26 protein-coding genes are annotated in these 25,213 nt (G+C 58.3%); 19 read left to right on the top strand and 7 right to left on the bottom strand.

The window, feature by feature from the left end:
* Positions 1 to 919 precede the first annotated feature (919 nt).
* The gene (gene pyk / locus FZF01_RS13355; protein ID WP_150278684.1) at positions 920 to 2,371 is read right to left on the bottom strand and encodes a pyruvate kinase; all 1,452 of its coding nucleotides are present in this window, start codon (positions 2,369 to 2,371) and stop codon (positions 920 to 922) included.
* Between the two features lie 128 nt (positions 2,372 to 2,499).
* Between pyk and edd the strand changes: the two genes are divergently transcribed.
* From edd to FZF01_RS13340, 3 genes are read left to right on the top strand one after another with little or no spacing between them, the layout of a single operon-like run.
* Positions 2,500 to 4,335, top strand: coding sequence for a phosphogluconate dehydratase (edd, locus tag FZF01_RS13350; RefSeq protein WP_150278683.1), 1,836 nt, complete (start codon positions 2,500 to 2,502; stop codon positions 4,333 to 4,335).
* Entirely contained in the window at positions 4,332 to 5,039 is a 708-nt protein-coding gene (pgl, locus tag FZF01_RS13345) for a 6-phosphogluconolactonase (protein ID WP_150278682.1), read from the top strand. Before edd ends, pgl begins: the two co-directional genes overlap by 4 nt.
* Before the next feature lie 24 nt (positions 5,040 to 5,063).
* Positions 5,064 to 5,705 (top strand): bifunctional 4-hydroxy-2-oxoglutarate aldolase/2-dehydro-3-deoxy-phosphogluconate aldolase, encoded by a 642-nt coding sequence (locus FZF01_RS13340; RefSeq protein WP_150278681.1) that lies wholly within the window; start codon positions 5,064 to 5,066, stop codon positions 5,703 to 5,705.
* A 37-nt stretch (positions 5,706 to 5,742) separates the two neighbouring features.
* Here FZF01_RS13340 and FZF01_RS13335 read toward each other — a convergent pair whose 3' ends face one another.
* Positions 5,743 to 6,681 carry a universal stress protein gene (locus FZF01_RS13335; protein ID WP_150278680.1) on the bottom strand — a complete coding sequence of 313 codons (939 nt, stop codon included), beginning with the start codon at positions 6,679 to 6,681 and terminating at the stop codon, positions 5,743 to 5,745.
* A 224-nt stretch (positions 6,682 to 6,905) separates the two neighbouring features.
* Here FZF01_RS13335 and FZF01_RS13330 point away from each other — a divergent pair, with 224 nt between their 5' ends.
* The 4 genes from FZF01_RS13330 to sbcB all read left to right on the top strand — a co-directional run bounded on the left by FZF01_RS13330 (position 6,906) and on the right by sbcB (position 9,678).
* Entirely contained in the window at positions 6,906 to 7,268 is a 363-nt protein-coding gene (locus tag FZF01_RS13330; protein ID WP_150278679.1) for a tetratricopeptide repeat protein, read from the top strand.
* Between the two features lie 98 nt (positions 7,269 to 7,366).
* Positions 7,367 to 7,792 (top strand): DUF4124 domain-containing protein, encoded by a 426-nt coding sequence (locus tag FZF01_RS13325; RefSeq protein WP_150278678.1) that lies wholly within the window; start codon positions 7,367 to 7,369, stop codon positions 7,790 to 7,792.
* A 1-nt stretch (position 7,793) separates the two neighbouring features.
* Positions 7,794 to 8,180 (top strand): PilZ domain-containing protein, encoded by a 387-nt coding sequence (locus FZF01_RS13320; protein ID WP_150278677.1) that lies wholly within the window; start codon positions 7,794 to 7,796, stop codon positions 8,178 to 8,180.
* A gap of 49 nt (positions 8,181 to 8,229) precedes the next feature.
* Positions 8,230 to 9,678: an exodeoxyribonuclease I gene (gene sbcB, locus FZF01_RS13315; protein WP_150278676.1), complete on the top strand. Its 1,449-nt coding sequence runs from the start codon at positions 8,230 to 8,232 to the stop codon at positions 9,676 to 9,678.
* Positions 9,679 to 9,771: 93 nt separating this feature from the next.
* On the opposite strand, the gene mvaT is transcribed toward sbcB, so the two are convergent.
* Entirely contained in the window at positions 9,772 to 10,143 is a 372-nt protein-coding gene (gene mvaT, locus FZF01_RS13310) for a histone-like nucleoid-structuring protein MvaT (protein ID WP_150278675.1), read from the bottom strand.
* 231 nt (positions 10,144 to 10,374) lie between these two features.
* Between mvaT and purU the strand changes: the two genes are divergently transcribed.
* The 3 genes from purU (at position 10,375) to FZF01_RS13290 (ending at position 13,581) form a co-directional block, all read left to right on the top strand.
* Positions 10,375 to 11,226, top strand: coding sequence for a formyltetrahydrofolate deformylase (purU, locus tag FZF01_RS13305; RefSeq protein ID WP_150278674.1), 852 nt, complete (start codon positions 10,375 to 10,377; stop codon positions 11,224 to 11,226).
* A 55-nt stretch (positions 11,227 to 11,281) separates the two neighbouring features.
* On the top strand, positions 11,282 to 11,698 hold the full coding sequence (locus FZF01_RS13300) for a CBS domain-containing protein (RefSeq protein WP_150278673.1): 417 nt from the start codon (positions 11,282 to 11,284) through the stop codon (positions 11,696 to 11,698).
* A 257-nt stretch (positions 11,699 to 11,955) separates the two neighbouring features.
* The gene (locus tag FZF01_RS13290; protein WP_150278671.1) at positions 11,956 to 13,581 is read left to right on the top strand and encodes a methyl-accepting chemotaxis protein; all 1,626 of its coding nucleotides are present in this window, start codon (positions 11,956 to 11,958) and stop codon (positions 13,579 to 13,581) included.
* Positions 13,582 to 13,657: 76 nt separating this feature from the next.
* On the opposite strand, the gene ahpF is transcribed toward FZF01_RS13290, so the two are convergent.
* Complete coding sequence (gene ahpF, locus FZF01_RS13285; protein WP_150278670.1) at positions 13,658 to 15,253, bottom strand: alkyl hydroperoxide reductase subunit F; 1,596 nt, start codon at positions 15,251 to 15,253, stop codon at positions 13,658 to 13,660.
* Positions 15,254 to 15,354: 101 nt separating this feature from the next.
* Entirely contained in the window at positions 15,355 to 15,918 is a 564-nt protein-coding gene (gene ahpC, locus FZF01_RS13280; RefSeq protein WP_150278669.1) for an alkyl hydroperoxide reductase subunit C, read from the bottom strand.
* A 299-nt stretch (positions 15,919 to 16,217) separates the two neighbouring features.
* On the opposite strand from ahpC, the gene FZF01_RS13275 reads away from it, so the two are divergent.
* The 9 genes from FZF01_RS13275 to FZF01_RS13235 all read left to right on the top strand — a co-directional run bounded on the left by FZF01_RS13275 (position 16,218) and on the right by FZF01_RS13235 (position 22,344).
* Positions 16,218 to 17,471: an acyl-CoA dehydrogenase family protein gene (locus FZF01_RS13275; protein ID WP_150278668.1), complete on the top strand. Its 1,254-nt coding sequence runs from the start codon at positions 16,218 to 16,220 to the stop codon at positions 17,469 to 17,471.
* Positions 17,472 to 17,564: 93 nt separating this feature from the next.
* Entirely contained in the window at positions 17,565 to 18,062 is a 498-nt protein-coding gene (gene moaC, locus FZF01_RS13270; protein WP_150278667.1) for a cyclic pyranopterin monophosphate synthase MoaC, read from the top strand.
* The gene (locus FZF01_RS13265; RefSeq protein WP_150278666.1) at positions 18,059 to 18,307 is read left to right on the top strand and encodes a MoaD/ThiS family protein; all 249 of its coding nucleotides are present in this window, start codon (positions 18,059 to 18,061) and stop codon (positions 18,305 to 18,307) included. Before moaC ends, FZF01_RS13265 begins: the two co-directional genes overlap by 4 nt.
* A 1-nt stretch (position 18,308) precedes the next feature.
* Positions 18,309 to 18,776 carry a molybdopterin synthase catalytic subunit MoaE gene (moaE, locus tag FZF01_RS13260; RefSeq protein WP_150278665.1) on the top strand — a complete coding sequence of 156 codons (468 nt, stop codon included), beginning with the start codon at positions 18,309 to 18,311 and terminating at the stop codon, positions 18,774 to 18,776.
* Between the two features lie 104 nt (positions 18,777 to 18,880).
* Positions 18,881 to 19,444 carry a molybdenum cofactor biosynthesis protein B gene (gene moaB / locus FZF01_RS13255; protein ID WP_150278664.1) on the top strand — a complete coding sequence of 188 codons (564 nt, stop codon included), beginning with the start codon at positions 18,881 to 18,883 and terminating at the stop codon, positions 19,442 to 19,444.
* Positions 19,445 to 19,531: 87 nt separating this feature from the next.
* Positions 19,532 to 20,527 (top strand): ubiquinone anaerobic biosynthesis protein UbiU, encoded by a 996-nt coding sequence (gene ubiU / locus FZF01_RS13250; RefSeq protein WP_150278663.1) that lies wholly within the window; start codon positions 19,532 to 19,534, stop codon positions 20,525 to 20,527.
* Positions 20,528 to 20,540: 13 nt separating this feature from the next.
* Positions 20,541 to 21,431, top strand: a complete 891-nt coding sequence (locus FZF01_RS13245; protein ID WP_150278662.1) for a U32 family peptidase — start codon at positions 20,541 to 20,543, stop codon at positions 21,429 to 21,431.
* A complete protein-coding gene (ubiT, locus tag FZF01_RS13240; RefSeq protein WP_150278661.1) occupies positions 21,425 to 21,925 on the top strand; it encodes a ubiquinone anaerobic biosynthesis accessory factor UbiT in 501 nt (166 codons plus the stop codon). Before FZF01_RS13245 ends, ubiT begins: the two co-directional genes overlap by 7 nt.
* 23 nt (positions 21,926 to 21,948) lie before the next feature.
* Entirely contained in the window at positions 21,949 to 22,344 is a 396-nt protein-coding gene (locus FZF01_RS13235) for a putative zinc-binding protein (protein WP_150278660.1), read from the top strand.
* Positions 22,345 to 22,405: 61 nt separating this feature from the next.
* On the opposite strand, the gene narL is transcribed toward FZF01_RS13235, so the two are convergent.
* Complete coding sequence (gene narL, locus FZF01_RS13230) at positions 22,406 to 23,086, bottom strand: two-component system response regulator NarL (protein ID WP_150278659.1); 681 nt, start codon at positions 23,084 to 23,086, stop codon at positions 22,406 to 22,408.
* Positions 23,083 to 24,960, bottom strand: a complete 1,878-nt coding sequence (locus FZF01_RS13225; RefSeq protein ID WP_150278658.1) for a histidine kinase — start codon at positions 24,958 to 24,960, stop codon at positions 23,083 to 23,085. The genes narL and FZF01_RS13225 overlap by 4 nt, the downstream gene beginning before the upstream one ends.
* Positions 24,961 to 25,213 lie beyond the last annotated feature (253 nt).

Below are 25,213 nucleotides of genomic sequence, written 5' to 3'. Positions count from 1 at the left end.
CCCGCCAGGCTGTGCGCTCAACCGGCTTTGGAGTGATGCGGGGTTTGCTGTCCCAAATCAAAAGCAAAAACCATCTAACGATAAGGATATGGGTTTTCTCGCCGGCAGCTGATGAGCTAGTAGCAGACGCAGGGCGAGAGGACTAAGCCGACCGTCGCTGGCAGGGATGCCAGCGTCGAGCTTACAGGGACGTACTTGCAGCGTGTCGGCGTGGACTCACGGCCTGCATCTGCTTGCTCGGTATTCAAGAAACGGTTTCCGCGATGGAGAGCCCGGGCTCAAAGCTCCCAGCCTGGCAGGGTTCCGAAAGCCGCCGTGAATCCGTCCCTGGAGGCTTGTCAGAAACGTCCCTGTTTCAGACACTTTCTTCACCCCGCCAGGCTGTGCGCTCAGCTGGCATCGGAGTGATGCGGGGTTTGCTGTCCCAAATCAAAAGCCAAATCTTCAGGCCGGTCTCTCTGTTTTTCGGTTTTGCTCGCAGATAGTTTCGGAGCTGTTGGCAGGGCAGACACAGGGCGAGAGGACTAAGCCGACCGTCGCTGGCAGGGATGCCAGCGTCGAGCTTATAGGGGTGAGGCAAGCGTTTGCGAAGCATGCTTCGCGCGTAGCCGAACGATAGTGATCTGTGATAGCTGGCCGGGCCCGCTTGCGGGGACTTGCAGCGTGTCGGCGTGGACTTTCGGCCTGGGGCTGGCTGGCTCGATTGTTCAGAATCATCTGCGGGATGCTCGGAGTAATGAAGCTCCCAGCCTGCCAGGGTTCCGAAAGCCGCCGTGAATCCATCCATGGAGGCTTGTCAGAAACGTCCCTGTTTCAGACACTTTCTCCACCCCGCCAGTCTGTGCGCTCAACCAGCGTCGGAGTGATGTGGAGTTTGCTGTCCCAGGTCAAAAGCTAAATCCCTATAAGGAATTTTTGCTTACACCAGCCGCTCGCCTACTTTTAACAGTTTCATCGAGTTGGTACCGCCGCGGGAGTTGTAGACATCGCCTTTGGTGAGGATGACCCAATCGCCGGCGGCGACGTGGCCCAGGTCCAGTAGTCGGCTGACGGCCCGTTGGTTGACGTCGCTTGAGGGCATGTCGGCCGGGTTGAAAGTGATGCCCTGTACGCCGCGCATCAATGCAACGCGGCCGAGTGTGGCGCTGTTGGGGGAGAGGGCGAAGATGGGCAGGTGCGAGCGAATGCGCGACATGATTAGCGGGGTGTAGCCGCTTTCGGTCAGGGTGATTATAGCGGTGACGCCCGGGAAGTGATTGCCCGCATACATGGCGGCGAGAGCGATGGTTTCGTCGCAGCGTTCAAAATCCTGGCCCATGCGGTGGCCTGATTGTTGGCTGATGGCTTGTCTTTCAGCGCCGCGGCATACCCTGTCCATGGCCTTGACTGCTTCAACCGGGTAGGAGCCTGCTGCGGTTTCTGCTGATAGCATTACAGCGTCGGTGTAATCGAGTGCTGCATTGGCAACATCAGAGACCTCTGCACGGGTAGGCATGGGGCTGCTGATCATGGATTCCATCATCTGGGTAGCGGTGATTACGGCCTTGTTCTGCTTACGTGCGCGGCTGATGATGAGTTTCTGAATACCCACCAGTTCGGCATCGCCTATCTCTACGCCCAGATCACCGCGGGCTACCATCACCGCATCGCTGGCCTTGATCAGACCGTCCAGGGCTTCCTCGTCGGCGACCGCTTCGGCCCGTTCGATCTTGGCCACCAGCCAGGCCTGGGATTCGGAATCCTTGAGGAGCTTGCGGGCCAGGTGCATGTCTGCGGCATCCCGGGGAAAGGAGACGGCTACGTATTCCATATCGAGTTCTGCGGCAAGGGTGATGTCGACACGGTCCTTGTCGGTCAGGGCGGCTGCCGAGAGACCGCCGCCCCTTCGGTTAATGCCCTTGTGGTTGGACAGCGGACCGCCGATGGTAACCGTACAGCGCACCTCGTCCTTGCCTACACTGTCGACCCGCAGGACGACCCTGCCGTCATCAAGCAGCAGTTCATCACCGGCACGGCAGTCTGTGACCAGATCGGGATAGTCGATGCCCACCACGTCCGTGTTGCCCTCATCCAGCGGATGGCTGATCGAAAGCCGGAAGTTGTCCCCTTTTTCAAGACTGATCTTGCCATCGGTAAAGCGTGCGATGCGGATCTTGGGGCCCTGCAGATCGCCCAATAACGCAACGTGAACGTCTTTTTCCCGGGCAATTTCGCGGACCAGTCTGGCGCGCTCACGATGTTCGTCTGCGGTGCCGTGGGAGAAGTTCATGCGGGCGACGTTCATGCCGGCATCAATCAATGCAGCAATACATTCACGGCTACTGCTGGCAGGTCCCAGGGTGGCGACGATCTTGGTGCGACGCAGGGTCATGGTATTTCCCTATTCAAAGCGGTGGTCTATGGTCTCTATTCGGGCACTACAATAGAACATATGCGGTTACCATGACAGACTGAAGTCGTGGTCTGGCGGCTTTGTAATGCTTGATTCAGGGGGATGACATGCACCCGGTTGTGCTTGAAGTGACAGAAAGACTGCGCCAGCGCAGCCAATCCACCCGCCGGGCTTATCTGCGACAGATGGCCGAGGCCGGAGCATTACCGCGTGGTCGGCGCAAACTGTCCTGCGGCAACCTCGCTCATGGCATGGCGGCCTGTGGCCCGACTGACAAGGACCGGCTACGCATGATGGATGAGGTCAATGTGGCGATCGTCACAGCCTATAACGACATGCTCTCGGCCCATCAACCCTACGAAAGCTTTCCCGAGCAGATCCGCCAGGCGTTACGCGCTTACGGCGCAACCGGGCAGGTGGCCGGCGGGGTGCCGGCGATGTGTGATGGCGTGACCCAGGGCGAGCCAGGCATGGAGCTGTCACTGGCCAGTCGGGATGTGATTGCGATGGGGACTGCCATTGCGCTCTCGCACAATATGTTTGACGCCGCCCTGTGCCTTGGGGTGTGCGACAAGATTGTGCCGGGCCAGCTGATGGGAGCGCTGCGCTTTGGCCACCTACCCGTGGTGTTCGTGCCTGCAGGACCGATGACGTCGGGGATTCCCAATTCCGAGAAAGCGGCTGTTCGCCAGAAATATGCTGAAGGCAAGGCGACGCGCGATGAGCTGCTGGAGGTTGAAAGTGGCTCGTACCATGGCCCGGGTACCTGCACTTTTTACGGGACGGCCAATACCAACCAGATCTTGCTTGAGGCCATGGGGTTGCAGTTACCGGGTGCTTCCTTCGTGCACCCGGGCACGCCACTGCGTAATTCCCTTACAGTGCATGCGGCCGAGCGTGCAGCGAAGCTTGCCCGAGAGGGGCAGGGAAGTCTGGCGTCGATTCTGGATGAAAAAGCATTGATCAATGCGCTGGTTCTGCTGCTCGCCACGGGTGGTTCGACCAATCTGACATTGCATCTGGTGGCCATCGGACAGTGTGCTGGTCTGCAACTGCGCTGGGAAGATATGTCAGCGCTGTCTGAGATTGTGCCGACGCTGGCGCGCATTTACCCCAACGGCAAGGCAGATATCAACCAGTTCCAGGCGGCGGGAGGCACTGCTTTTCTGTTCGCTCAACTGCTGGATGCCGGTTTGCTTCATGAGGATGTCGAGACTGTTGCCGGCCACGGCTTGCGCCTGTACACCAGTGAACCGGTATTCGAACAGGGCGAGCTGGTGTGGCGTGAAGGGCCGAGTGACAGTCTGGATGCCGGGATCCTGAGGGGGACAGCTGATCCGTTTCTTGTCGATGGCGGATTGCGGTTGATCGATGGCGGCCTGGGTCGCGGGATTATAAAGGTGTCAGCTGTCGCCCCGGAACACCGCAAGGTCAGTGCTCCCTGCCGGATATTCACCAACCAGGAGGCCTTGATGGAGGCGTTCGAGGCTGGGGAGCTGGAGCGGGATCTGGTGGCAGTGGTGCGTTTTCAAGGGCCGGCTGCCAATGGGATGCCTGAGCTGCACAAGCTGACTCCTTATCTTGGTGTGCTCCAGGATCGCGGCTTCAAGGTGGCGCTGGTGACCGACGGACGAATGTCTGGCGCCTCCGGCAAGGTGCCGGCGGCTATCCATGTGTGCCCTGAAGCAGCCGCGGGTGGGCCTCTGTCGCGACTGCGCGATGGTGACATGGTGAGCCTGGATGCGGATACCGGTCGGCTTGAAGTTGCAGTTGCGCCGAGCGCCTGGCTCGCCCGTGAACCGGCAGTGCATGATGAGCCCGTGCGCAGAGGCTGGGGGCGAGAGCTGTTTGCATTCATGCGCGGTGCGGCGAGTCCGGCGGAGCAGGGTGCCAGTTGCTTTACTGCCAGTTTGCGTGAAGCAGATGGAGTACCTGAACGTTGAGCCTTCAGACCCTTGCCGCCGAGCGCGGCCTGCAGCTGACTGTAGCCAGTAACCCGCAATCCATGGCATGGACGCTGTCCAGACATATCGCTGATGCCTTGGCTGATGCGATTGGGCAGCGCGGGATCGCGCGCCTGGCCGTGTCTGGGGGGCGCAGTCCCGAAGCCTTTTTGCGCTGCCTGGATGAGCAGCCCGTGGACTGGGCCCAGGTGGCCATTACGCTGGTGGACGAGCGCTGGGTGCCGGAGAGCGACGCAGCCAGCAATGCCGGAATGCTGCGGCGCTGCATGCCCAGCGCTTTGGCAAAGGCTACCTGGTTGCCTCTGTTTCGCGGCGCCTCTCCAAGCCTGGATGCATCCCTTGTGGAGCAGGCCATTGCCCCCTGGCTTCCCCTAGATGTGGTGGTGCTGGGGATGGGCAATGATGGTCACTGCGCTTCGTTGTTCCCGGGGCAGGACAATCTTGAAAAGCTGTTGAGCACCGGCGGTAAGGTCCTTTGCGCCCCCTCGCAGGCCCCGGATCTTTCCCCGCGTATTACACTTACCGGTGCGGTGCTGCGCACGGCGCGGTTGCAACTGCTGGCAATCTCGGGAGAGGATAAAAACGCCACGCTGTGCAGGGCGTTTTCAGCGCCGACTGAGCAGATGCCGGTAGCGGCATTTCTCACCCCGCCGCTACAGGTTTTTTACAGTAGCGATTATTGAGACTACAAGGCTGACGGGAAGCTTATGAGCCTGATCGACAATACACAGACTCTGGATACCTTGTTTGCGCATTCGCGCCTGCTTCCGGTTATCAATATCGAGTGCATGCAGGATGTGCTGCCCTTGATCGATGCCCTGGCTGCTGGAGGTATCAATAACGTCGAAATTACTCTGCGAACCCCACTCGGGTTGCCGGCTATTGAACTGCTGCGCCGCGAGCGCCCTGCGATAGGCGTCGGCGCTGGTACGGTAATGGACGCCATGCAGTTCCACGCGGTGGTTGACGCCGGCGCCCAGTTTATCGTCACGCCGGGCTGCACCGACGAACTACTTCAGTTGGGTATGGAGAGTCCAGTGCCTTTACTTCCGGGTGTAGCCACGGCCTCGGAGGTATTGTCGGGCTATCGATTGGGCTATCGGCGCTTCAAGCTGTTTCCTGCGCAGGCTTGCGGCGGGATACCCCTGCTCGAGGCCTTTGCCGGGCCTTTTGGTGATGTGCGTTTCTGCCCCACGGGTGGCATTACCCTGGCCAGTGCAACGGCCTACCTCGCACTGGAGAATGTACTGTGCGTGGGCGGCACCTGGATGGCACCGCGCACACTGATTGGTCAGGGCGACTGGTCTGCCATACGTCAGTTGGCTGAACAGTCCGCCGCGCTACACTGATCGTCCGCAGAGGCCGATCAATGATGCGATCAACCACCTAGTCGGTCGGTTTGCTCGGATCCACAAAACCCTCTGGCTTGACTATCAGTATGTCGCAAGGGCACTCGTCCAGCAGTCGTTCGGCGGTATGACCAATCAGGGCAGCATCCAGGCGCGAGCGCGAGACTGCGCCCATGATCAACAGATTGATTCCCTGCTTTTCGACAAACTCCGGAATGGCTTCCTCTGGATAACCCGACAATAAATGCCGCGAGCTTTCGGCCACATCATTGCGGTCGGCCAATTGGCCAAAGGCCCCGGCATGGCGTTTGCGCACGTCATCAGCGTAGGAGTCGTAGTCAACAACGATACTTGCATCAAAGACCATTGTGCGTGGCAGCGGGTTGAAGCAATGCACCAGATGCATCCGGCCTTTAACGCTTTCTGACAGGGAGCGGGCGGTGGCGATGAGTTTCAGGTCCAGAGCGGCAGGCTTGTCCGCCTCATGCAGTGGATCAACGCTGGCGCAGATGTCGTCCAGCGGATCATCCGCCCGCTTGACCAGCCACAGCGGTACTTCGCAATGACGGATCAATTGCCAGTCGGTATTGGTTAGCAGCAACCGCTTCAGCGGATTGTGATGGTGGGTGGTTTTCAGTACCAGATCCGGTTGGAGTTCCTGTACTACACGCAATATGTGACGATCCAGACGCTTGCCCCAGACGGCCTGCACGTCAACGCTATGGCCGGCCTGACGGAGCGGGCGGGCGAGCTTCTCCAGACGATCTTCATGGTGCTTGAGCAGTGATTCCCTGGCCTTTTCAAGGCCGCGGGTGTCGAACAGGATGCCGCCGTCCAGCGCCGCGTTGTAATCACAGAGAAAAAGCGTAAAGCGCGCCTGGGGAAAATGGCGCGCCAATGCTTGCGCACGCCTCAGATCTGGTTGCTCGTTTTCGCTCGTGGGGTCGATTACCACCAGCATATGCCTGATGTTCATGCGTTTGCTCCTCTGTGTGCAGGACGCCCGATAGCCGAAATATCCTCCTCCAAGGCTAGATCAAAAATGCAAGTGCTAACAATGATACAGATCAAGATTCGGAGCTGGGCACCGACAGCTATGCCACTTAGTCTGCTTCTGACTTTTCGCATTAAAGTGTTCTGGGCGGTCAAGTAATGCATTCCCGGGCCGATAGCAAAATATCCGAACCTATGGGCGCAAATATGAAATTCCTCTTACCCACAGTCCTTTTCGCCACCCTGGCCGGTTGTGCCTCGCAGGGCCACGACGCGGATATTGATAATGCCTACCGGGCCTATCAGCAGGATGACTGCGGTGCGGTAATGCTGCATCTCTCCAGCGCCGAGCGCCGCAGCCGATTCCGCCCTCACCAGGATCAGCCGGAAGTCTCTCTCCTGCGCGGCTTGTGTCTCGAGAGGCAGCTGTTGTATCTCGATGCGGCGCAGATTTATCGGTATCTGCAGCGGCATTATCCGCACAGCGAATACAGCTACCGCGCTGGCGCAAGGCTGGAAACGCTGCGGCTTCTGGGGCACTACGACGCCGAGCTGAAACTCAAACCCTGATTGCCATGCGCGCAGAGCCAGTTTTCCCTTGGCCGGAACTGGGATATTCTCGTGTCTCTGGCGGCCTCAGCGTCGCTTCCCCTGATCATGGATGAAATATGCGGACTCTCATCTTGTTGGCTTGGCTTGGGCTCACCTGTACCGTAGCTCAAGCTGAAATATATCGCTGGACTGACGCCCAGGGCCGGGTCCATTTCGGAGAGCGGCCGCAGCAGGGTTCGCAGCGGGTCGAGGTCAAGCCGCAGATCATAGAGCGGGACGAGCAGGTCCGTGAGCGCGAGGCAAACATGCAGCGGTTGCAGCAAGTACGTAGTGAGGAACGTGCTATCGAACGCAAGGAGCAGGTGCAGCAACAAGCGCGTCAGCAGGCCTACTGTGATCGGTTGAACAGTGAATTGGCACGTTACGACAAGCGCATCTACTGGTATGAGGAAGACAGCACCGGTAAAAAGGTTGAGGTAAGTCCGAAACGTGTTGAGGAGCAGAAAATGCAGTTGCAGGCGTTGAAGAGAGAGCGTTGCTGATATGCGACACCCCGTCCCGGGCGCTGACCAGCACCAGGAGCAGCGCCGCATTGAAAGGCACCTGCTGAGTAGCTATCTGCGAGTCTACAATCGCCATTCCGGAAGACCCATGGGCTATCTGGGCAATATATCGCGTCAGGGCATGATGCTTATCAGTGACCTGCCGATCATGCTCGGTAGCTTCTACGAACTTCAACTCAGACTTCCGGGCGTGAATGGGGCACCCGAGCCCCTGGACTTTACCGCCCTGAGCCATTGGTGCCGCCCGGACGATAACCCGGGTCACTATGACAGCGGCTTCAGCATAGTGCATAACCAGCAGGCTTTCGCCGGTCTGGCCATCTCCCTGGAACAGTATTTCCGCTTCCAGCACCCTGTGGATGCCTGAAGCGCGGCATTGGGGTACGCTGCCATTTTGAAAAGGTTGGGGCAGCGGTATGAGCAAGACATTCTACTGGTACGACTTTGAAGCCACCGGCATTGATCCACGGCGAGACAGACCTCTGCAGGTTGCCGGTGTGCGCACCGACGAAGAGCTCAACGAGGTCGGTGAACCGCTATGCATCGACTGCCGTCTTGCTCCGGACACGCTGCCCCACCCCATGGCCTGCCTGATCACCGGGATCGGTCCGGAACGTGCCCTTGCCGGCCTGCCAGAGCCTGAGTTCATTCATTTGCTGCATGAACAGATGATGGTGCCAGGCACCTGCAGTGTGGGTTACAACAACCTGCGCTACGACGATGAGATGACGCGCTTCACGCTCTATCGCAATTTCCACGATCCCTATGCGCGTGAATGGCAGGGCGGCAACAGTCGCTGGGACTTGCTGGATGGATTGCGTGCGGCCCATGCCCTGCGCCCTGAGGGGATCGTCTGGCCTCAACAGGAGGGATTCACCAGTTTGCGCCTGGAACTCCTGACTGCGGCCAATGGCATAGACCACGGTCAGGCCCACGATGCCTTGGCTGATGTGCGCGCAACCATTGCCATGGCCAGATGTCTGCGCGCAGCACAACCAAGGCTGTTCGATTACCTGTTGGGTCTGCGTAGCAAACATCAGGTCACGGCCATGATTGACCTGCAGAAAACCCGGCCCCTGGTGCATGTTTCTGGTCGCTTCGGGCGTGAGCGCCAGGGTCTGGGCCTGGTGTTGCCGCTTGCCTGGCATCCGCAGAACAAGAATGCGCTGATCGTTTACGATCTGGCGAGTGATCCCGACCTGCCTGCCGATCTCACTGCTGAGCAGCTGCGTGAGCGCCTCTATCAGCGTCGGGAAGATCTGGCCGAAGGAGCGTCGCGCCCAGGGCTGAAACTCGTACATATCAACAAATGCCCTTTCCTTGCAGACCTCAAGGTGCTTCGTGCGCAGGATATCGACAGACTGGGACTGGACATGCCAGAGCTCTTGCACAATGCCGAGCGTCTTGCCCGCTGGCGTATCAATGGCCAGGAAAAACTCCATGCGGTGTACCAGTCACAAGGCCCTCTCAGTTCGTTTTCCGATGATGCCGAGGCGCAGCTCTACGATGGCTTTATCAGCGATGCCGATCGACGTCTGCTGGCAATGATCCGTGAAGCGGACGGCCCCATGCTGGCGGCGACTCAATGGCCCCTGCGTGATCAGCGGCTGGCTGATATGCTGCCGCGCTATCGCGCGCGCAACTTCCCGGAGAGTCTGGCGCCTGCCGAGAAAGAACAGTGGGACGAATATTGCCGCAAACGTCTGGGTGGTGAGTCCCCGGGTGCCTCCCTGACCCTGCCTGATTTCTTGCTGGCAATGGACGAGGCCCTACTGGGGAAGGAGGGTGCAGAAGTGGATCTCTTGCAGCGCTGGCGAGCCTATGCACTGCAGTGGGGTGCTTCGCTAGGCCTTGTCGCCAAATGAAAAAACCATAAAAAACCCCGCATATTTGCGGGGTTTTGTTTGTCACGCAGAGCACTGGGTGTCAGAAAATCCGGGTGTGGATTTTCGCGCAGATCAACCCAGAATGGTGACCCAGGATTCGACAGTGTCACCGCCGTACTTCTCTTTCCACTCTTTCAGTACCTTGTGATTGCCACCTTTGGTCTCAATTACTTCGCCTGTGTGCGGATTCTTGTACTGCTTGACCTTGCGTGCCCTTTTGGTGCCGCCAGTCTTGCTGGTTTTGCCATTGGCAAGTTTGCTTTCAGGATCAAGAATCGCCACAACATCCTTCAATGACTTGTTATATTCAGCCATCAATGTGCGCAACTTTTCTTCAAACTCGATTTCCTGCTTGAGCTTCTTGTCGTTGGACAAGGAGTTCATGCGCTCGGTAAGTTCGCGGATGGTTTGCTGCAGATTACGAAATTCCTGTAATGCCGACATAAATGTGATCTCCGGGCTGGATTGAATTTTTAACACGCAGATAATAGGCCAGCCCTGTAGTTTATACAATCATCGCTTGCAACGGCGCTACTTTCTACTGCCGGAATATAAACTTTGGCAGCGCTGATTGTTGCAACTTGGCTGTGTTGCACACGCTATTATTCCGCGGGGGAAAGGGTAGAATAGCCGCTTTTAATCGCGAGCCATCAGGCCCGCTTTCGGAGTCGGGTTATGCGCACTTATCGTTTGGTCATTGCTTGTCCTGATCGGGTAGGAATCGTCGCCAAGGTCAGTAATGTTCTGGCTGCCTACAATGGCTGGATTACCGAAGCCAATCATCATTCGGATAATCTTTCCGGATGGTTTTTCATGCGTCATGAGATCAGGGCTGATTCACTGCCGTTTGATCTGGATGGACTGCGCACAGCTTTTGCACCCATTGCCAGGGAGTTTGCAATGGACTGGCATGTAAGTGACTCAGGGGTGCGAAAGAAAGTTGTGCTTATGGCCAGTCGCGAATCACACTGCCTTGCAGATTTGTTGCATCGCTGGCACAGCGACGAACTTGATTGCGACATTACCAGTGTTATTTCCAATCACGACGATTTGCGCAGCATGGTGGAGTGGCACGGAATACCCTTCCATCATGTGCCTGTCGATAGCCAGAACAAAGCTCCAGCTTTTGAGCGCGTGGCGGCTCTCGTGGAAGAACAACAGGCCGACTGCATCGTACTAGCACGTTACATGCAGATACTCCCGCCGCAACTCTGTCAGCAATATGCCAATCGGGTAATCAACATTCATCATAGTTTTTTGCCTTCATTCGTCGGGGCCCGTCCTTACCATCAGGCGGCGCAGCGAGGAGTGAAACTGATCGGCGCGACCTGTCATTACGTGACAGATGAACTCGACGCCGGCCCGATCATCGAGCAGGACGTGGTGCGCATTACCCATCGACATAACGCCGACGATATGGTCAGGCTGGGAAAAGACGTGGAAAAAATGGTGCTTTCCCGTGGTTTGCGCTATCACTTGGAGGACAGGGTGCTGGTACATGACAACAAGACTGTTGTCTTCGGCTAACGCCCCGAGGCCCGGTGGTAGTTCACGCCGGCACTGACGCAGACAAGGAGTTTCCATGCTGAAAATCGTTAAGGTTCACCAATACATGACTGCCGACCTGGTCTGTTTTGCAGCCGACACTGATCTGGCAAAGGCTATTGATCAGTTATTGCAGCACCGTATCTCCGGGGCTCCAGTCGTGGATGAACGCAAGCAGCTGGTTGGTATCCTGTCTGAGGGCGATTGCCTGAAGGGCGTACTGACTGGCGCCTACTTTGAAGAGGCCGCGGTGAGGGTTGGAGACGTCATGTGCCGAACGGTCGACACTGTGGACGTTGAGGCTGACATCGTTTCGGTTGCAGAGCGTTTTGTCCAGACCGGACGTCGCCGGTTTCCGGTGATAGATGGCGGCAAGCTGGTGGGCCAGATTAGCCGGCGCGATATTCTGCGTGCGGTGAAGCATTTCAATGATCATGGGGCGCCGAAAACATGATCCCGGTGGGTTTTGAAGTCGAAAACGACGATTCCGATGAGCTTGACCCGCTCTCCCGGGGCGCGGCTGCTCCGCCACCAGTCATCGGCGGTGGTTGCCTTGCCCGGTTCGACCCATTGAGCCTGAACGAGGATTGCGGTGCAGACTTTGGTCCCCAGCAAAAAAACATGTTTTTTTAATCAAGGTTTTGCTTGAGCAGCCGTTAGACCATTCAAGCGCTATTCCCGGCGCATCTGAATAATAACGGGTGGATTTGCATAAATCTTAGAAACGTCTCTATTGCTGCCAGACTCGTCAGCGGGTTTTCCGTCATCGCTTTGCTGGTTGTACTGCTGGGCACCCTGGCAATGCGTGAGATGGGTGATATGCGCGATCAGGCCCGGAACGTGGAGACTCTCTGGGTACCTAATATTCTCTCCGTTTCAGGCTTCGGACAAGACCTGCTGCGCATACGCAGTTTCACTCTACTGATGTTGGTCGAAGAGAGCCCCTCTGTTCGCGAGGCGGTGGAGAACCGGATTCTGGGGTTGATTGCCGAAATGAAGCAGTCGGAAACCAACTTTGCCAGCCGAGAGAGCACCCCGGAGAATAAGCGGGCCTTTGACGCTTACGTGGTGCAACGGGAAGCCTTCATGGCTGTCCAGTCACAGGTCGCAAAGCTGGCGCTGCAAGGTCAGACAGATGAAGCAAGGGTGCTGGTCAACTCGCGTTTGAACCCACTGGCCGATTCACTCGTACAAACGCTCCTGGATCTTGAGAACGCCTTGCGTGAGGGGGTCGCGCAAGCCAGCGAGGAGTCTCGCGCCAGTCACGCCAGTGCTCAACAGGTGGTGGTTATTTTCATTCTTGCTGCCGCACTGTTAACCGTGCTTCTCGCCTGGTGGCTGACTCGCAGCATCGTAGTGCCCATACGGGAGGCGGTCGATATCACCGAGGTGGTGGCATCGGGTGACCTGACCAGGGATTTCAAGGTGACCGGCAAGGACGAGCCCGCTCGTCTGTTGCGTGCGCTGAGCGCCATGCAGAATCAACTGCGCGAAACCATTCGGGGTATCGGCAATTCGTCAACGCAGTTGGCATCAGCGGCTGAGGAACTGAACGCGGTCACCGAGGACGCCACTCGCGGTTTGCAACGCCAGAACGACGAGATCCAGCAGGCAGCCACCGCAGTCAACGAAATGAGTACTGCGGTAGATGAAGTTGCCAGCAATGCGGTGTCAACTTCGGAACAGTCCAGAACCACCAGCGATACGGCAGCCGAGGGTCAGCAACAGGTAGCGCGCACGGTGACCAGCATCGACAAGCTGACCTCGACCATCGAATCCACCTCCACTGAAGTGCAGGAGCTGGCTGACAAGGCACAGAATATCAGTCGGGTTCTGGATGTTATTCGCGCAATTGCCGAGCAAACCAACCTGCTGGCACTGAACGCAGCCATCGAGGCGGCTCGTGCTGGCGAGCAGGGCCGCGGTTTTGCAGTGGTGGCAGATGAAGTCCGAGCCCTGGCGCACCGCACTCAGCAATCGACCAAAGAAATTGAAGATATGATAGGTACCATGCAACAGGGCACCGAAAAATCAGTGGAGGCGATGAATATCAGCCGCACCATGGCGAATGCGACTCTTGAGCAGGCGAATGCGGCCGGTGATGCGCTGAAGCAGATTACTGCGGCCATTTTCCAGATCAACGAGCGCAATATGGTCATAGCCAGTGCCGCCGAAGAGCAGGCTCAGGTTTCCCGTGAGGTGGATAGGAATCTGGTCAATATTCGCGACCTGTCGACCCAGTCCGCCGCAGGTGCCGAGCAGACCAGCAGTTCCAGTCGAGAGTTATCGCGCCTGGCAGTGGAAATGAACGATCTGGTTAATCGGTTCCAAGTCTGAGTTCATAGGAACACAGATACCCAGCCATAAAAAACCACACCCTTTGGTGTGGTTTTTTGTTTACAGCCGTCGGCAATCAGGCCGTTTCGGCTTGCTTCTCGTTTTGCTGCACTGCAGCCTTGGCCGGAGCCGGTGTGCGGATCAGGTGGTCAAAGGCGCCCAGCGCTGCGGTCGAGCCTGCACCCATCGCGATGATGATCTGCTTGAAGGGCACGTTAGTAACGTCACCTGCAGCAAACACGTTGGGAATCGAAGTGGTACCGCGGCTGTCGATCTCGATTTCACCATGCTTGCTCAACTTCAATGGCCCACCCTTGAGCCAGTCGGTGTTGGGAATCAAACCGATCTGAACGAAAATGCCGGCAACATCCACCTGCTTGCTTTCCTGTGTCTCACGGTCGGTGTAGGTCAGACCTATAACCTTGTTACCGTCGCCGCGCACCTCGGTAGTCTGAGCACTCTTGATGATGTCGATGTTCGGCATTGAACGTGCCTTGCGCTGCAGAACCTCGTCAGCTCGCAAGGTGTCGGCAAACTCCAGCACGGTTACATGCTCGACGATACCGGCAAGGTCAATGGCCGCTTCGATACCCGAGTTGCCGCCACCAATGACTGCTACACGCTTACCCTTGAACAGCGGACCATCGCAATGTGGGCAATAGGCTACACCCTTGCCACGGTACTGCTGTTCGCCGGGAACATTCATCTCCCTCCAGCGCGCACCAGTCGCCAGGATAACCGAGCGACCAGACAGGGTGGCGCCGTTTTCCAGGCCGATTTTCACATAATCACCTTCGGTCAGGCTCACAGCCTGCTGCTCGGTGAACACATCCACGTCATATTCCTTGACGTGCTCTTCCAGGCTGGCGACCAGCTTGGGGCCTTCGGTGTAGTTCACTGAAATGAAGTTCTCGATACCCATGGTATCCATAACCTGACCACCAAAGCGTTCGGCGACCAGCGCGGTACGAATACCTTTACGGGCGGCGTAGATTGCTGCCGCTGCGCCCGCAGGGCCGCCACCCACAATCAGCACCTCGTAGGGCTCTTGCTTGCTGAGTTCGGCTGCCTTGCGCTTACTGGCGTTGGCGTCGACCTTGTTGATGATTTCGGGCAGAGTCATGCGGCCCTGGCCAAAAAGCTGGCCGTTCAGATAGACCGAAGGCACAGACATGATCTGGCGCTCTTCGACTTCATCCTGGAACAATGCACCATCGATCATCACGTGAGTGATGTTCGGGTTTACTGTGGCCATCAGGTTCAGTGCCTGGACCACGTCAGGGCAGTTCTGACAGGATAGTGAAATGTAGGTCTCGAAATGATACTCGCCGTCCAGGTGGCGGATCTGCTCAAGCAGAGCCGGGTCTGTCTTGGACGGGTGCCCGCCGCTGTGCAGCAGAGCAAGTACCAGCGAGGTAAATTCGTGGCCCATGGGCAGGCCGGCAAAACTGATGCGCGGCGGTACGCCGGTCTGCGCAATGCTCATGCTCGGCGTGCGTTGTGCCTGGTTCCAGTTCAGGCTGATGTGCGGCGACATTTCAGCAATCTCAGTCGCCAGCTCGTTGAGCTCCTGGCTCTTGGGGCTGTCATCCACGGACACGCTGAGCTCGATCGGGGTAATGATGTTCTGCAGGTACGTGTCCAGCTGTTTCTTCAGGTTGGCGTCCAACATAAGCGTGTCCGTCCTCGTTAATTACAAATTCAAGTCGAAAAAAAACCTGGCCCGCCAACCAGGAGCATCGCTCCGCAGCGGGCCAGGTTATTTGGCAGTGCTTAGATCTTGCCTACCAGGTCGAGCGAGGGAGCCAGAGTAGCTTCGCCTTCTTTCCACTTGGCCGGGCAGACTTCGCCGGGGTGGGCTGCGATGTACTGGGCGGCCTTGACCTTGCGCATCAGGTCTTCAGCGTTGCGGCCAATGCCTTCGGAGGTCACTTCAACGGCCTGGATGATACCTTCAGGATCGATGATGAAAGTACCGCGGTCAGCCAGACCCATCTCTTCGCGCATGTTGTCGAAGTTGCGAGTAATGGTGCCAGTCGGGTCACCGATCATGGTGTACTGGATCTTGCCAATGGTCTCGGAGCTATCGTGCCAGGCTTTGTGGGTGAAGTGAGTGTCAGTAGAAACAGAGTAGATTTCTACGCCCATCTTCTGAAATTCTTCGTAGTAATCTGCAACGTCGCCCAGCTCGGTGGGGCAGACGAAAGTGAAGTCAGCAGGATAGAAGAAGAAAACAGCCCACTTGCCCTGCAGGTCGGCATCGGTCACTTCGATGAACTTGCCCTGCTTGAATGCCTGGGCCTTGAAAGGTTTGATCTTGGTGTTGATGACGGACATCGTTAACTCCTTGTTGATTAATCGGTTGGTTATGAAGACGAGAGAATAGTAGGCGCTTACCCTGAATATCTAAAATAAATTTCAGCTAACCCATGGATAGCTTTTGACTATGTGGGGCTTTGGCCTGGGCAATTCAAGGCAGAACCCTACCTGAATTGATGCTGGTCAATTATCCCGAGGTAGCGATAACCGAGAATGACCCCTCAATCCGGTGCGATCCGAACCCGTAAAGTCCCGTAGTGTCTCGAGCTCAGATCGTCCCTGCCGCTAGTGGTTCCCTTTCTCACAGGAGCGTTGAGATGGATTTTGCCTACAGTGCCCAAACCCAGACCCTTCGTGGTCGGGTGCGCGACTTTCTCGATAACTATATTGTGCCGCGGATCGCTCAATGGCAACAGGAAGCGGGAGATGGCAAGCGAGTATCCTTCATGGCGGACCTCAAGGCATTGGCTCGCGAGGAGGGCTTGTGGAATCTGTTTCTGCCATCGCTGGCAGAAAACGAGCCGGGGACGCGCTTGAGCAACCTGGAATATGCGCCGCTGGCAGAGATCATGGGCCGCGTGAGCTGGGCATCGGAGGTGTTCAACTGTAACGCGCCGGATACCGGCAATATGGAATTGCTGCATATGTTCGCCACTGAGGCTCAACGTGAGCGCTGGCTGTGTCCGCTGATGAATGGCGAAACCAGGTCTGCATTCGCGATGACCGAGCCCGACGTGGCTTCCTCCGATGCGAGCAACATCCAGACATTGATTCGCCGCGATGGTGACCAATACATCATCAATGGCCGCAAATGGTTTATAACCAACGCGTCACACCCCGATTGCGACTTTCTGATCGTGATGGGCAAAACCGATCCCGAAGGGGACGCGAAACGGCAACAGAGCATGATCATCGTGCCCTTTGATACTCCTGGTGTTGAACTCGTGCGTAATATCCCGGTCATGCACCACCTGGCGCCGGAGGGCCATAGTGAGTTGCTTTTCCGTGACGTCCGGGTGCCAGCGAGCAACCTGCTAGGCAGTGAAGGTGACGGCTTCATGATGGCCCAGGCGCGCCTCGGGCCAGGCCGAGTACACCACTGTATGCGCGCGATCGGCATGGCTGAGCTGGCCCTCGAGTTAATGGTGGATCGAGCTCAGGAGCGCAAGACCTTCGGACGGTACCTGCATCAGCACGGTAGTATTTCCGATTGGATTGCCCGCTCACGCATGGAGATCGAACAGGCGCGTCTGCTGGTGCTCAAGACCGCATGGATGATCGACGAAGTCGGCGCGCGTGAAGCCCGTCGAGAAATCGCGATGATCAAGGCCGTGGTACCCACCATGCTGGGCAATGTGGTAGACCGGGCAATGCAGGTGTTCGGTGCCATGGGCCTGACTCCGGACACACCCTTGGCCGACCTGTGGATTGCCTCGCGCGCATTGCGCATCGCCGACGGCCCGGATGAGGTTCACCTGCGTAGCATTGCGCGAATGGAGATAGATGGCAGTCACGGGCGTCGTGGTAGCAGCAGCGATTACCTCACCCCGCCGGATAGCCTCCGGCGCTGAACGGCCGGGGGTAGGGCATCCCTCCAGGGAGGTAATGCTCCTGCCCCTGTGCTTGGGGTAAAGTAGGCGCAACTCAACACACAGGAGCGCACTATGCTGACCCATCTGGACGCCCGGGGGCATGCGAATATGGTCGATGTTACTACCAAGGATGCGACCTTTCGCGAAGCGGTAGCCGAATCTCTGGTGCGCATGCGTCCCGACACACTGGCCTTGATCCAGAATGGCGGCCATCCCAAGGGTGATGTGTTCGCTGTGGCGCGCATCGCCGGCATCATGGCAGCCAAACGCACCCATGAACTGATTCCGCTGTGTCATCCATTGTTGCTCACCGGTATTCGAGTCGAGCTTACCGCCCAGGAGCCCGATGCTGTTCGTATCCAGGCGCGCTGCAAACTCGCCGGTCAGACCGGGGTGGAGATGGAAGCGCTGACCGCAGCCAGTATTGCCGCGCTGACGCTCTATGACATGTGCAAGGCGGTGGACAAGGGCATGGTTATCGAGGCTACCCGTCTGCTGGAGAAAACCGGCGGCAAGAGTGGCCATTATGTTGCTCAGAAGCCGGCTGAAGAGCAGGGGGAACGCGGATGATTACCCTGCAATTGTTTGCCCGCTACCGCGAGCTGCTGGATACCGATCATGAACAGATACCCTGGGACGCGGGGCTGCAGTGTGTCGGCGATTTGCGTGATCGGCTGCTTGCCCGCGGTAACGCTTGGGAGGTGCTCGCCGAGCCGCGAGTCATGTGCGCGCGCAACCAGGAAATGTGCAGCCTGGAGGCCCCCCTGACTGACGGCGATGAAATAGCCTTCTTTCCACCGGTAACCGGAGGCTGATATGGCCATTGTCGTGCAGCCTGATGCATTCGACCCCGGCGCCATGCTTAATCGTCTGCATGCGGCTCAGCTGGGCGTGGGGGCGGTGGTCGGATTTGTCGGATATGTCCGCGATTTCAATGATGGCGAAGAGGTCGCGGGCATGCTGCTGGAGCACTACCCCGGCATGACCGAGAAGGCCTTGCAACTTATCGTCGACGAAGCCGGCGAGCGCTGGCCGCTGCTGAATGTCGAGGTGCTGCACCGCGTTGGCCGGCTGGAACCCGGTGAGCCGATAGTGTTCGTGGGTGTCAGTTCGGCCCACCGGGCCGCAGCCTTTGATGCCAGCCATTTCATCATCGACTATCTGAAAACCCGCGCACCCTTCTGGAAGAAGGAAGACACCGGTGCGGGCCCCCGCTGGGTGGATGCGCGGGATCAGGATGGCGCCGAGATGGCCAAGTGGAACCTGCCCGGCGACCCTGAGTAAGCTGATCAGGCTCCCTCCTATTCGCCCCTTAGATACCTCCAAGGGGCAATGTTGCGCGTCAGCCTGGCCATGCATGCTGTGGAAAACCTCACAGGAGCCTGGCCATGGCGCATGCAATGCAACGCGAATTCACCCCGCTGCGGATCGCAGTACTGACTGTCAGCGATACGCGCACCCCTGATACCGATACCGCCGGTGACGTACTCGTGCAGCTGCTGGGTGCGGCTGGTCACGAGCTGGCTGATCGGCAACTTGTCGTCGACGATATCTATCAGTTACGGGCCCGGGTTTCGCAATGGATAGCTGAACCCTCGGTGCAGGTAATACTGATTACTGGCGGCACCGGGTTCAGCGCCCGCGATCATGTGCCACTGGCGATCAGCCCTTTACTGGACCGCCAGATGGCCGGTTTTGGTGAGCTGTTCCGTCAGCTCTCCTACGGCGAAATTGGTACATCTGCGCTTCAGTCGCGCGCTCTGGCGGGCTTTGCCAACGGGGCCTTTATAGCCTGTATGCCCGGGTCCCCCGGTGCATGCGCGACAGCCTGGAACGGCATCCTGCAGCAACAGCTCGATAACCGCACAGGTCCCTGTAACGCGGTAGCGCACATCCGCAGCCATCGGCAGGACACTTTGGCCTGCGCCTCGCGTTCCTCGCCATTGAATTGATACGGATCAAGGCAGACTGGGTGGTGATGGGTCAAAGTGCTCGACCATCGTTTCCACGTTTATCTGGACCTTTTGCAAGGAGCTAGTATGCAACTGGTATGTCCGGCGGGCAGTCTGCCTGCACTCAAGGCCGCGCTTCGTTGCGGCGCCGATGCGGTCTATACCGGCTTTCGGGATGACACCAATGCACGGCATTTTGCCGGCCTGAATTTTTCCGATAAGCAACTCGAAAGCGGGCTGGGTCTGATTCGCGCCCAGGGGCGTCAACTGTATATTGCGGTCAACACCTATGCGTTGCCGGATGGCTGGTCGCGCTGGAAGAGAGCGGTAGACCAGGCCGCGGATCTGGGCGTGGATGCGTTGATCGCCGCCGACCCCGGGGTGCTTGCTTACGCCAGTCGTAACCATCCCGGGTTGAACCTCCACCTGTCGGTCCAGGGCTCGGCGACCAATGCCGGAGCACTGGATTTCTATCACCAGCAGTACGGCATCCGTCGCGCAGTGCTGCCGCGGGTGCTGTCACTGAATCAGGTTCGTCAGGTCGCTGCCGCCAGTCCCGTGCCGATAGAAGTGTTTGCCTTTGGCAGTCTGTGCATCATGGCCGAGGGCCGCTGTCATCTGTCTTCCTATGTCACCGGTCAATCACCCAACCTGTGCGGCGTGTGTTCCCCGGCCAGCGCAGTGCGCTGGAGCCAGGAACCCGAAGCCCTGTCCTCGCGGTTGAACGAGGTGCTGATAGACCGCTACGCCGATGGTGAGGCGGCGGGTTATCCGACCCTGTGCAAGGGTCGCTTCATGGTCAACGGCAAACGTTTTCACGCGCTCGAAGAGCCAACCAGTCTGAATACCATCGATCTGATTCCGCAACTGACCGAGATAGGTGTGGCGGCGGTGAAGATCGAGGGGCGGCAGCGCAGCCCCAGCTACGTCGAACAGGTCACGGGGGTATGGCGCCAGGCACTTGATCGCTATGCGGCAAAACCCTCGGCGTTTGCCGTGGATGCAGCCTGGAATACCTTGCTGGAAAAATTATCGGAAGGCAGCCAGACGACTCTGGGCGCCTATGACCGGCCGTGGCAATAAGGAGCTGATGCAGATGAAACTCTCGATGGGACCGATCCTGTTCTATTGGCAGCGCCAGGAGATCATGGATTTCTATGCCAGCATGGCCTCCCAGCCCCTCGATGCCATCTATCTGGGCGAAACCGTCTGTTCCAAACGCCGGGCGCTGTCGCTGGACGACTGGCTGGGGCTGGCCCGGGATCTGCGCAGTGAAAGCGATGCCGAGGTGGTGATTTCTGGTATGGCGCTCATCGAGGCGGCCTCGGAGCTTTCCACCCTGCGCAGACTCTGCGAAAACGGTGACGTGCGGGTAGAAGCCAACGATATGGCCGCTGTGCAATACCTCAGGCAACGGGGTGTCGAGTTCACCGGTGGCCCCTCCCTGAATCTCTACAACGCCTACGCCCTGGATGAAATGGTGCGTCTTGGCATGACCCGCTGGGTGCCGCCCGTGGAAGTGTCCGAAGCCTTGCTGCGCAATCTGGTCGGCCAGGCCCGCAAGGAGGGGCTGCAGATACCCGAAATTGAAATCTACGCCTGGGGCTACCTGCCGTTGGCCTACTCGGCGCGCTGCTTTACCGCCCGTGCCGACAACCGCCCCAAGGATGATTGTGGCTTTATCTGTCAGGACTATCCGGAAGGCCTGCCGCTGCTAAGCCAGGAAGGGCAGCCGCTGTTCACCCTCAACGGAATCCAGACAATGTCTGCCGGTATTACCAATCTGCTGGCAGAGTATCCGCGGATGAATGTCATGGGCGTTGACATGTTGCGCATCAGCCCGGCTGCCCGGGATATGGAGGCCGTGGTGCGCAGTTTCGATCAGGTTCGCCAGGGCGCCGAGCCGCCCCTGGCCATCGATGGCTGCAATGGGTATTGGTACGGTGAGCCAGGCATGCTGCGGGTAGAGGAGGCGGGGCTATGTTGAATCCGGCGCGGGCTTTACTCCGGGCCGGCGGGCCCCTGTTGGCCCTGGGCCGTCACACACCGTTCCTGATGCAGCGGTTGGTGATCGAAAAGAGTATGGCCAGGTTGTTCGCCGCTCCGGTCGCCGAAGGCAGCTTTGATTGTCTGCAGGGGCGCTGGTTGCGTCTGGAAGTAGCGGATCTGGGGCTGGCCTGGAACGTAACCCGCGGCCGACTGGGTCTGCAACTGAACGAACATGCCCGCGCCGATCTGGTGATACGTGGCAACTGGCGGGAGTTTCTGCTGCTGGCCAGTCGCTACGAAGACCCGGATACGCTGTTTTTCCGCCGGCGCCTGACAATCGAGGGCGATACCGAACTGGGTCTGGAGATCAAGAATCTGATCGACAGTCTCGACCCTGACGATCTGCCCCCGCGCCTCTGGCAGACCCTGCGCTGGCTGGGTGGCGAAGCCGTTATCGATGAGCGCACGCACGGGCAGCCGCACGCTGCCTGAAATACCCTTGTAAAGGAGATGTCATGCCTGCCAAGACCGAACCGCTGGTTTATTCCTGCTCCGGCTGCTCGAACGTTGCCCAGTTGGCCAACACACTGGCGTTGCGTCTGGATCGTGCCGGAATTGCTGAAATGTCCTGTATCGCCGGCGTGGGCGGCGGAGTGTCGGCGCTGGTCCGGGTCGCCCGGTCAGGTCGTCGGGTTGTGGCCATCGATGGTTGCAAGCTGGCATGTGCCAAAGCCTGTTTACGCCAGGCAGGCGTCGAGCCGGACCTGCACGTCATGCTCGGCGATTTTGGTGTGCGCAAGCGTTTCGGCGAGGATTGCAGCGTGGAGCAAGCCGATCAGCTTGAAGACGAGCTGGTGGAGATGATCTGGCGCCTGCCGGACAATGGATCTGTGCTGTCCGGGTCACGTTGACCGGGTCACGCTGACCGGCTCGCGCGGCCGAACGCGGCTCCCACAGGCTGATCCCGCTAGTTCAGGCGATATTATTCTCCACTACCCATACTGCCGCTTCAGTGCGCGAGCGCATGCCGAGCTTGTTGAGCAGCCGCTTGACATGCACCTTCACCGTTCCCTCGGCAATATCCAGGCGGCGGGCGATCATCTTGTTGCTCAGGCCCTTGGTAATGAGCTTGAGCACGTCCTTTTCCCGTTTGGTCAGATTGGCCGCCTGCACCTGTGACGGGGTTTTGGGCCTCTCGCGGATAGCTTCGGCAAGCACCATGGTCAGTTCCGGGCTCAGGGCCAGTTTGCCCCGTGCAGCCAGGCGTATGTGCTCAACCAGAGCTTCCGGATCCATGTCCTTGAGCAGGTAGCCGTCGGCACCCTGGCGCAGAGCCTGCAGCACGTCACTGTGATCATCCGACACGGTGAACATGATAATGCGCGCATCCACCTGTTGGTCGCGCATCTGACGCAGGGTCTCCAGGCCGTCCATGCCGGGCATGTTCAGGTCCAGCAAAATCAGGTCGGGCTCCAACTCGGTGGCCATGCGAATGGCGTCGGGGCCGCTCCCGGCTTCACCTATCGGATCCATGTCGTCCTCCATGGCCAGCAGGTCACGCAGGCCCCTGCGCATCATGGGATGGTCGTCTACCAGCAGAATTTTTACCGGGTCATCTGTGGGGCTGTCCGTGGCAATGGCTTGGTCGGTCATGATCCGCTCCGCTCCTGTTTGAGATCGAGTAGGCGATAGTCCGGTGGGAAGCGCAGATATACCCGTGTGCCGCCTGCGTCCCTCGGTGTAACAGTCAAGGTACCATTGAGGCTGTTGGCGCGCTCGACCAGAATAGTAATACCGTAATGTCCCGCCGGAGAAATGCTATCGGTGATCCCGATGCCGTCATCATCGACGGTGACATGTATGGTGCCTTGCCTGTCCTGAGTCAACCGCAGGGCGCAGCTCTTTGCCCTGGCATGTTTGACGACGTTGCTCAGTGCCTCACGGACAATCTGCAGACAATGGATTTCCTCGTTGGGCGTCAACGGGCAATGGTCGAGCTGGTAGTCCATCTGGATGTCTACTCCCGAGTTGGCCCCGAACTCCTTCACGGTTGCCTGCAGTGCCGGTTTCAGGCCCGGCTCGTTGACCTTGATGCGAAAGGTCGTAAGCAGCTCGCGTAGCTGACGATAGGCGGAGTTGAGGCCTCGCTCGATCTCCTCCATGGTGTCGGCCAACTCTTCCGGCGCGCATCCCTTTGCCGTCTGACGCTTGAGCCTGGCCAACTGCAATTTCTGTGCGGACAGGGATTGGGCAAGGGAGTCGTGGAGTTCGCGGGCGATCACCGCGCGTTCTTCCATTAACGCCATCCTGGCGTGCTGCTGACCTTGATTGGCCAGGCTGAGAGAGGCCGCATACAGATCGGCGAGGGTGATCATCAATCGTGATTGCCAGGGCTCGAGCTGCTCGCCTGCCGGCTGTTCGACGCGCAGAGAGCCCAGATCGGTCTGCCCTGAACGCAATTCGAAACTGATCAGATGGTTGCCGGACGGCAAATGGGCGCCGTCCTGGTTGACCGGGCACGCCTGGCAGTCGGGCAGCTTGCAATAGGCTGGCGGCAGCAGGCTGGCTGAGGTCATCGCTGTATGGCTGTCGGTCTCGGCTACCCGGTTCAGGCATAGCGAGACCGGACCGCAACCGAGAATGGTGCGTACTTTTGACAATTGGCGGCCCATCACCACTACCGGCTCGTCGGGTTGGCTGTAAAGCAATCGCGCGCTGTCGAACAGCAGCTGCAGCGTGGCGTTGCTGCGCGTCAGTGCGGCGGTTTTCTCATCAACCTTGCTTTCCATATTGGCGTAGAGGCTGCCCAGCTCCTGATTCATCTGGTTCAGCGTGCGCGAGAGCATGCTCAATTCGGTTTCACCTGCCACAGTAACCTGGCCGGTGAAATTGCCGCGGCTGATCTGCCTTGCCATGGCGGTCAATTGACGCAACGGGGTTACCAGCTTGTTGTTGAGCGCAAAGATGAGCAGGAATGCAATCAGTACAATCACAAACAACGTACCAACCTGAAGGCCTCGGATGATTTCCAGGTTCTTTTCCGATGATTTCTGCAGGGTTCCCACAAAATCATCGATCTGGGCAACAAACTGGGGCACCTCGGCGCGGAACGCTGTTGCGTTGGTGGGTAATTCCAGCAGCGGCCGCATGGTCTGCTGCCATTGCTCCAGGGTTCGGGCGTGCAATTCACTAAGGCCACTGCCGCTGTGTCTCATCAGCGCCGATTCAATGGCGGCCGCGCCCAGAGTGGCGTCCATTATCTGTACCTGCCGATTCAGGTTGGCCGGGTCCTGATCGGCGATCAGCGCCAGGCGATAAGCCTGCATTCGCAAGCTCCCAGCCTGGTTTATGGCGCCTGCATCCCCCTCCAGCGAATCCGCCATATACAGCCCCCCAAGCATGCTGACCAGGGTGACTCCGATGATGATGACAAACGCCACCAGCGTACTGAACACGATCGAATGGCGTGGTGCTGGAAGGTCAGCGTCGCCTGCCGCGATTTCGTCGTCTGTGCTGAGTGAGTGCATTTCGAGATGGTTCCGTGGGAAGGCCCTACGTTGCTGGCGGGTATACCCCTTAAGCCTCGACGTAGCGCGCAATGAACTGATCGCTTGTGTGCTGGTGTTACAAGTTGCTGATTTTTAGCATTTTTATGTGATTTTAGGGAGTAACCCAAAGGAGGTACACCCTCCAGTCTGCCAGTTTCACCCCCCTGAAAATATTGATGTGGATCAACTTAACAGGGGCGTCCCTCTTATACGTTGCCAGGCATCCCCAACG

Source organism: Halopseudomonas salina (assembly GCF_008641105.1).
This window is presented reverse-complemented; position numbering and strand designations above follow the sequence as displayed.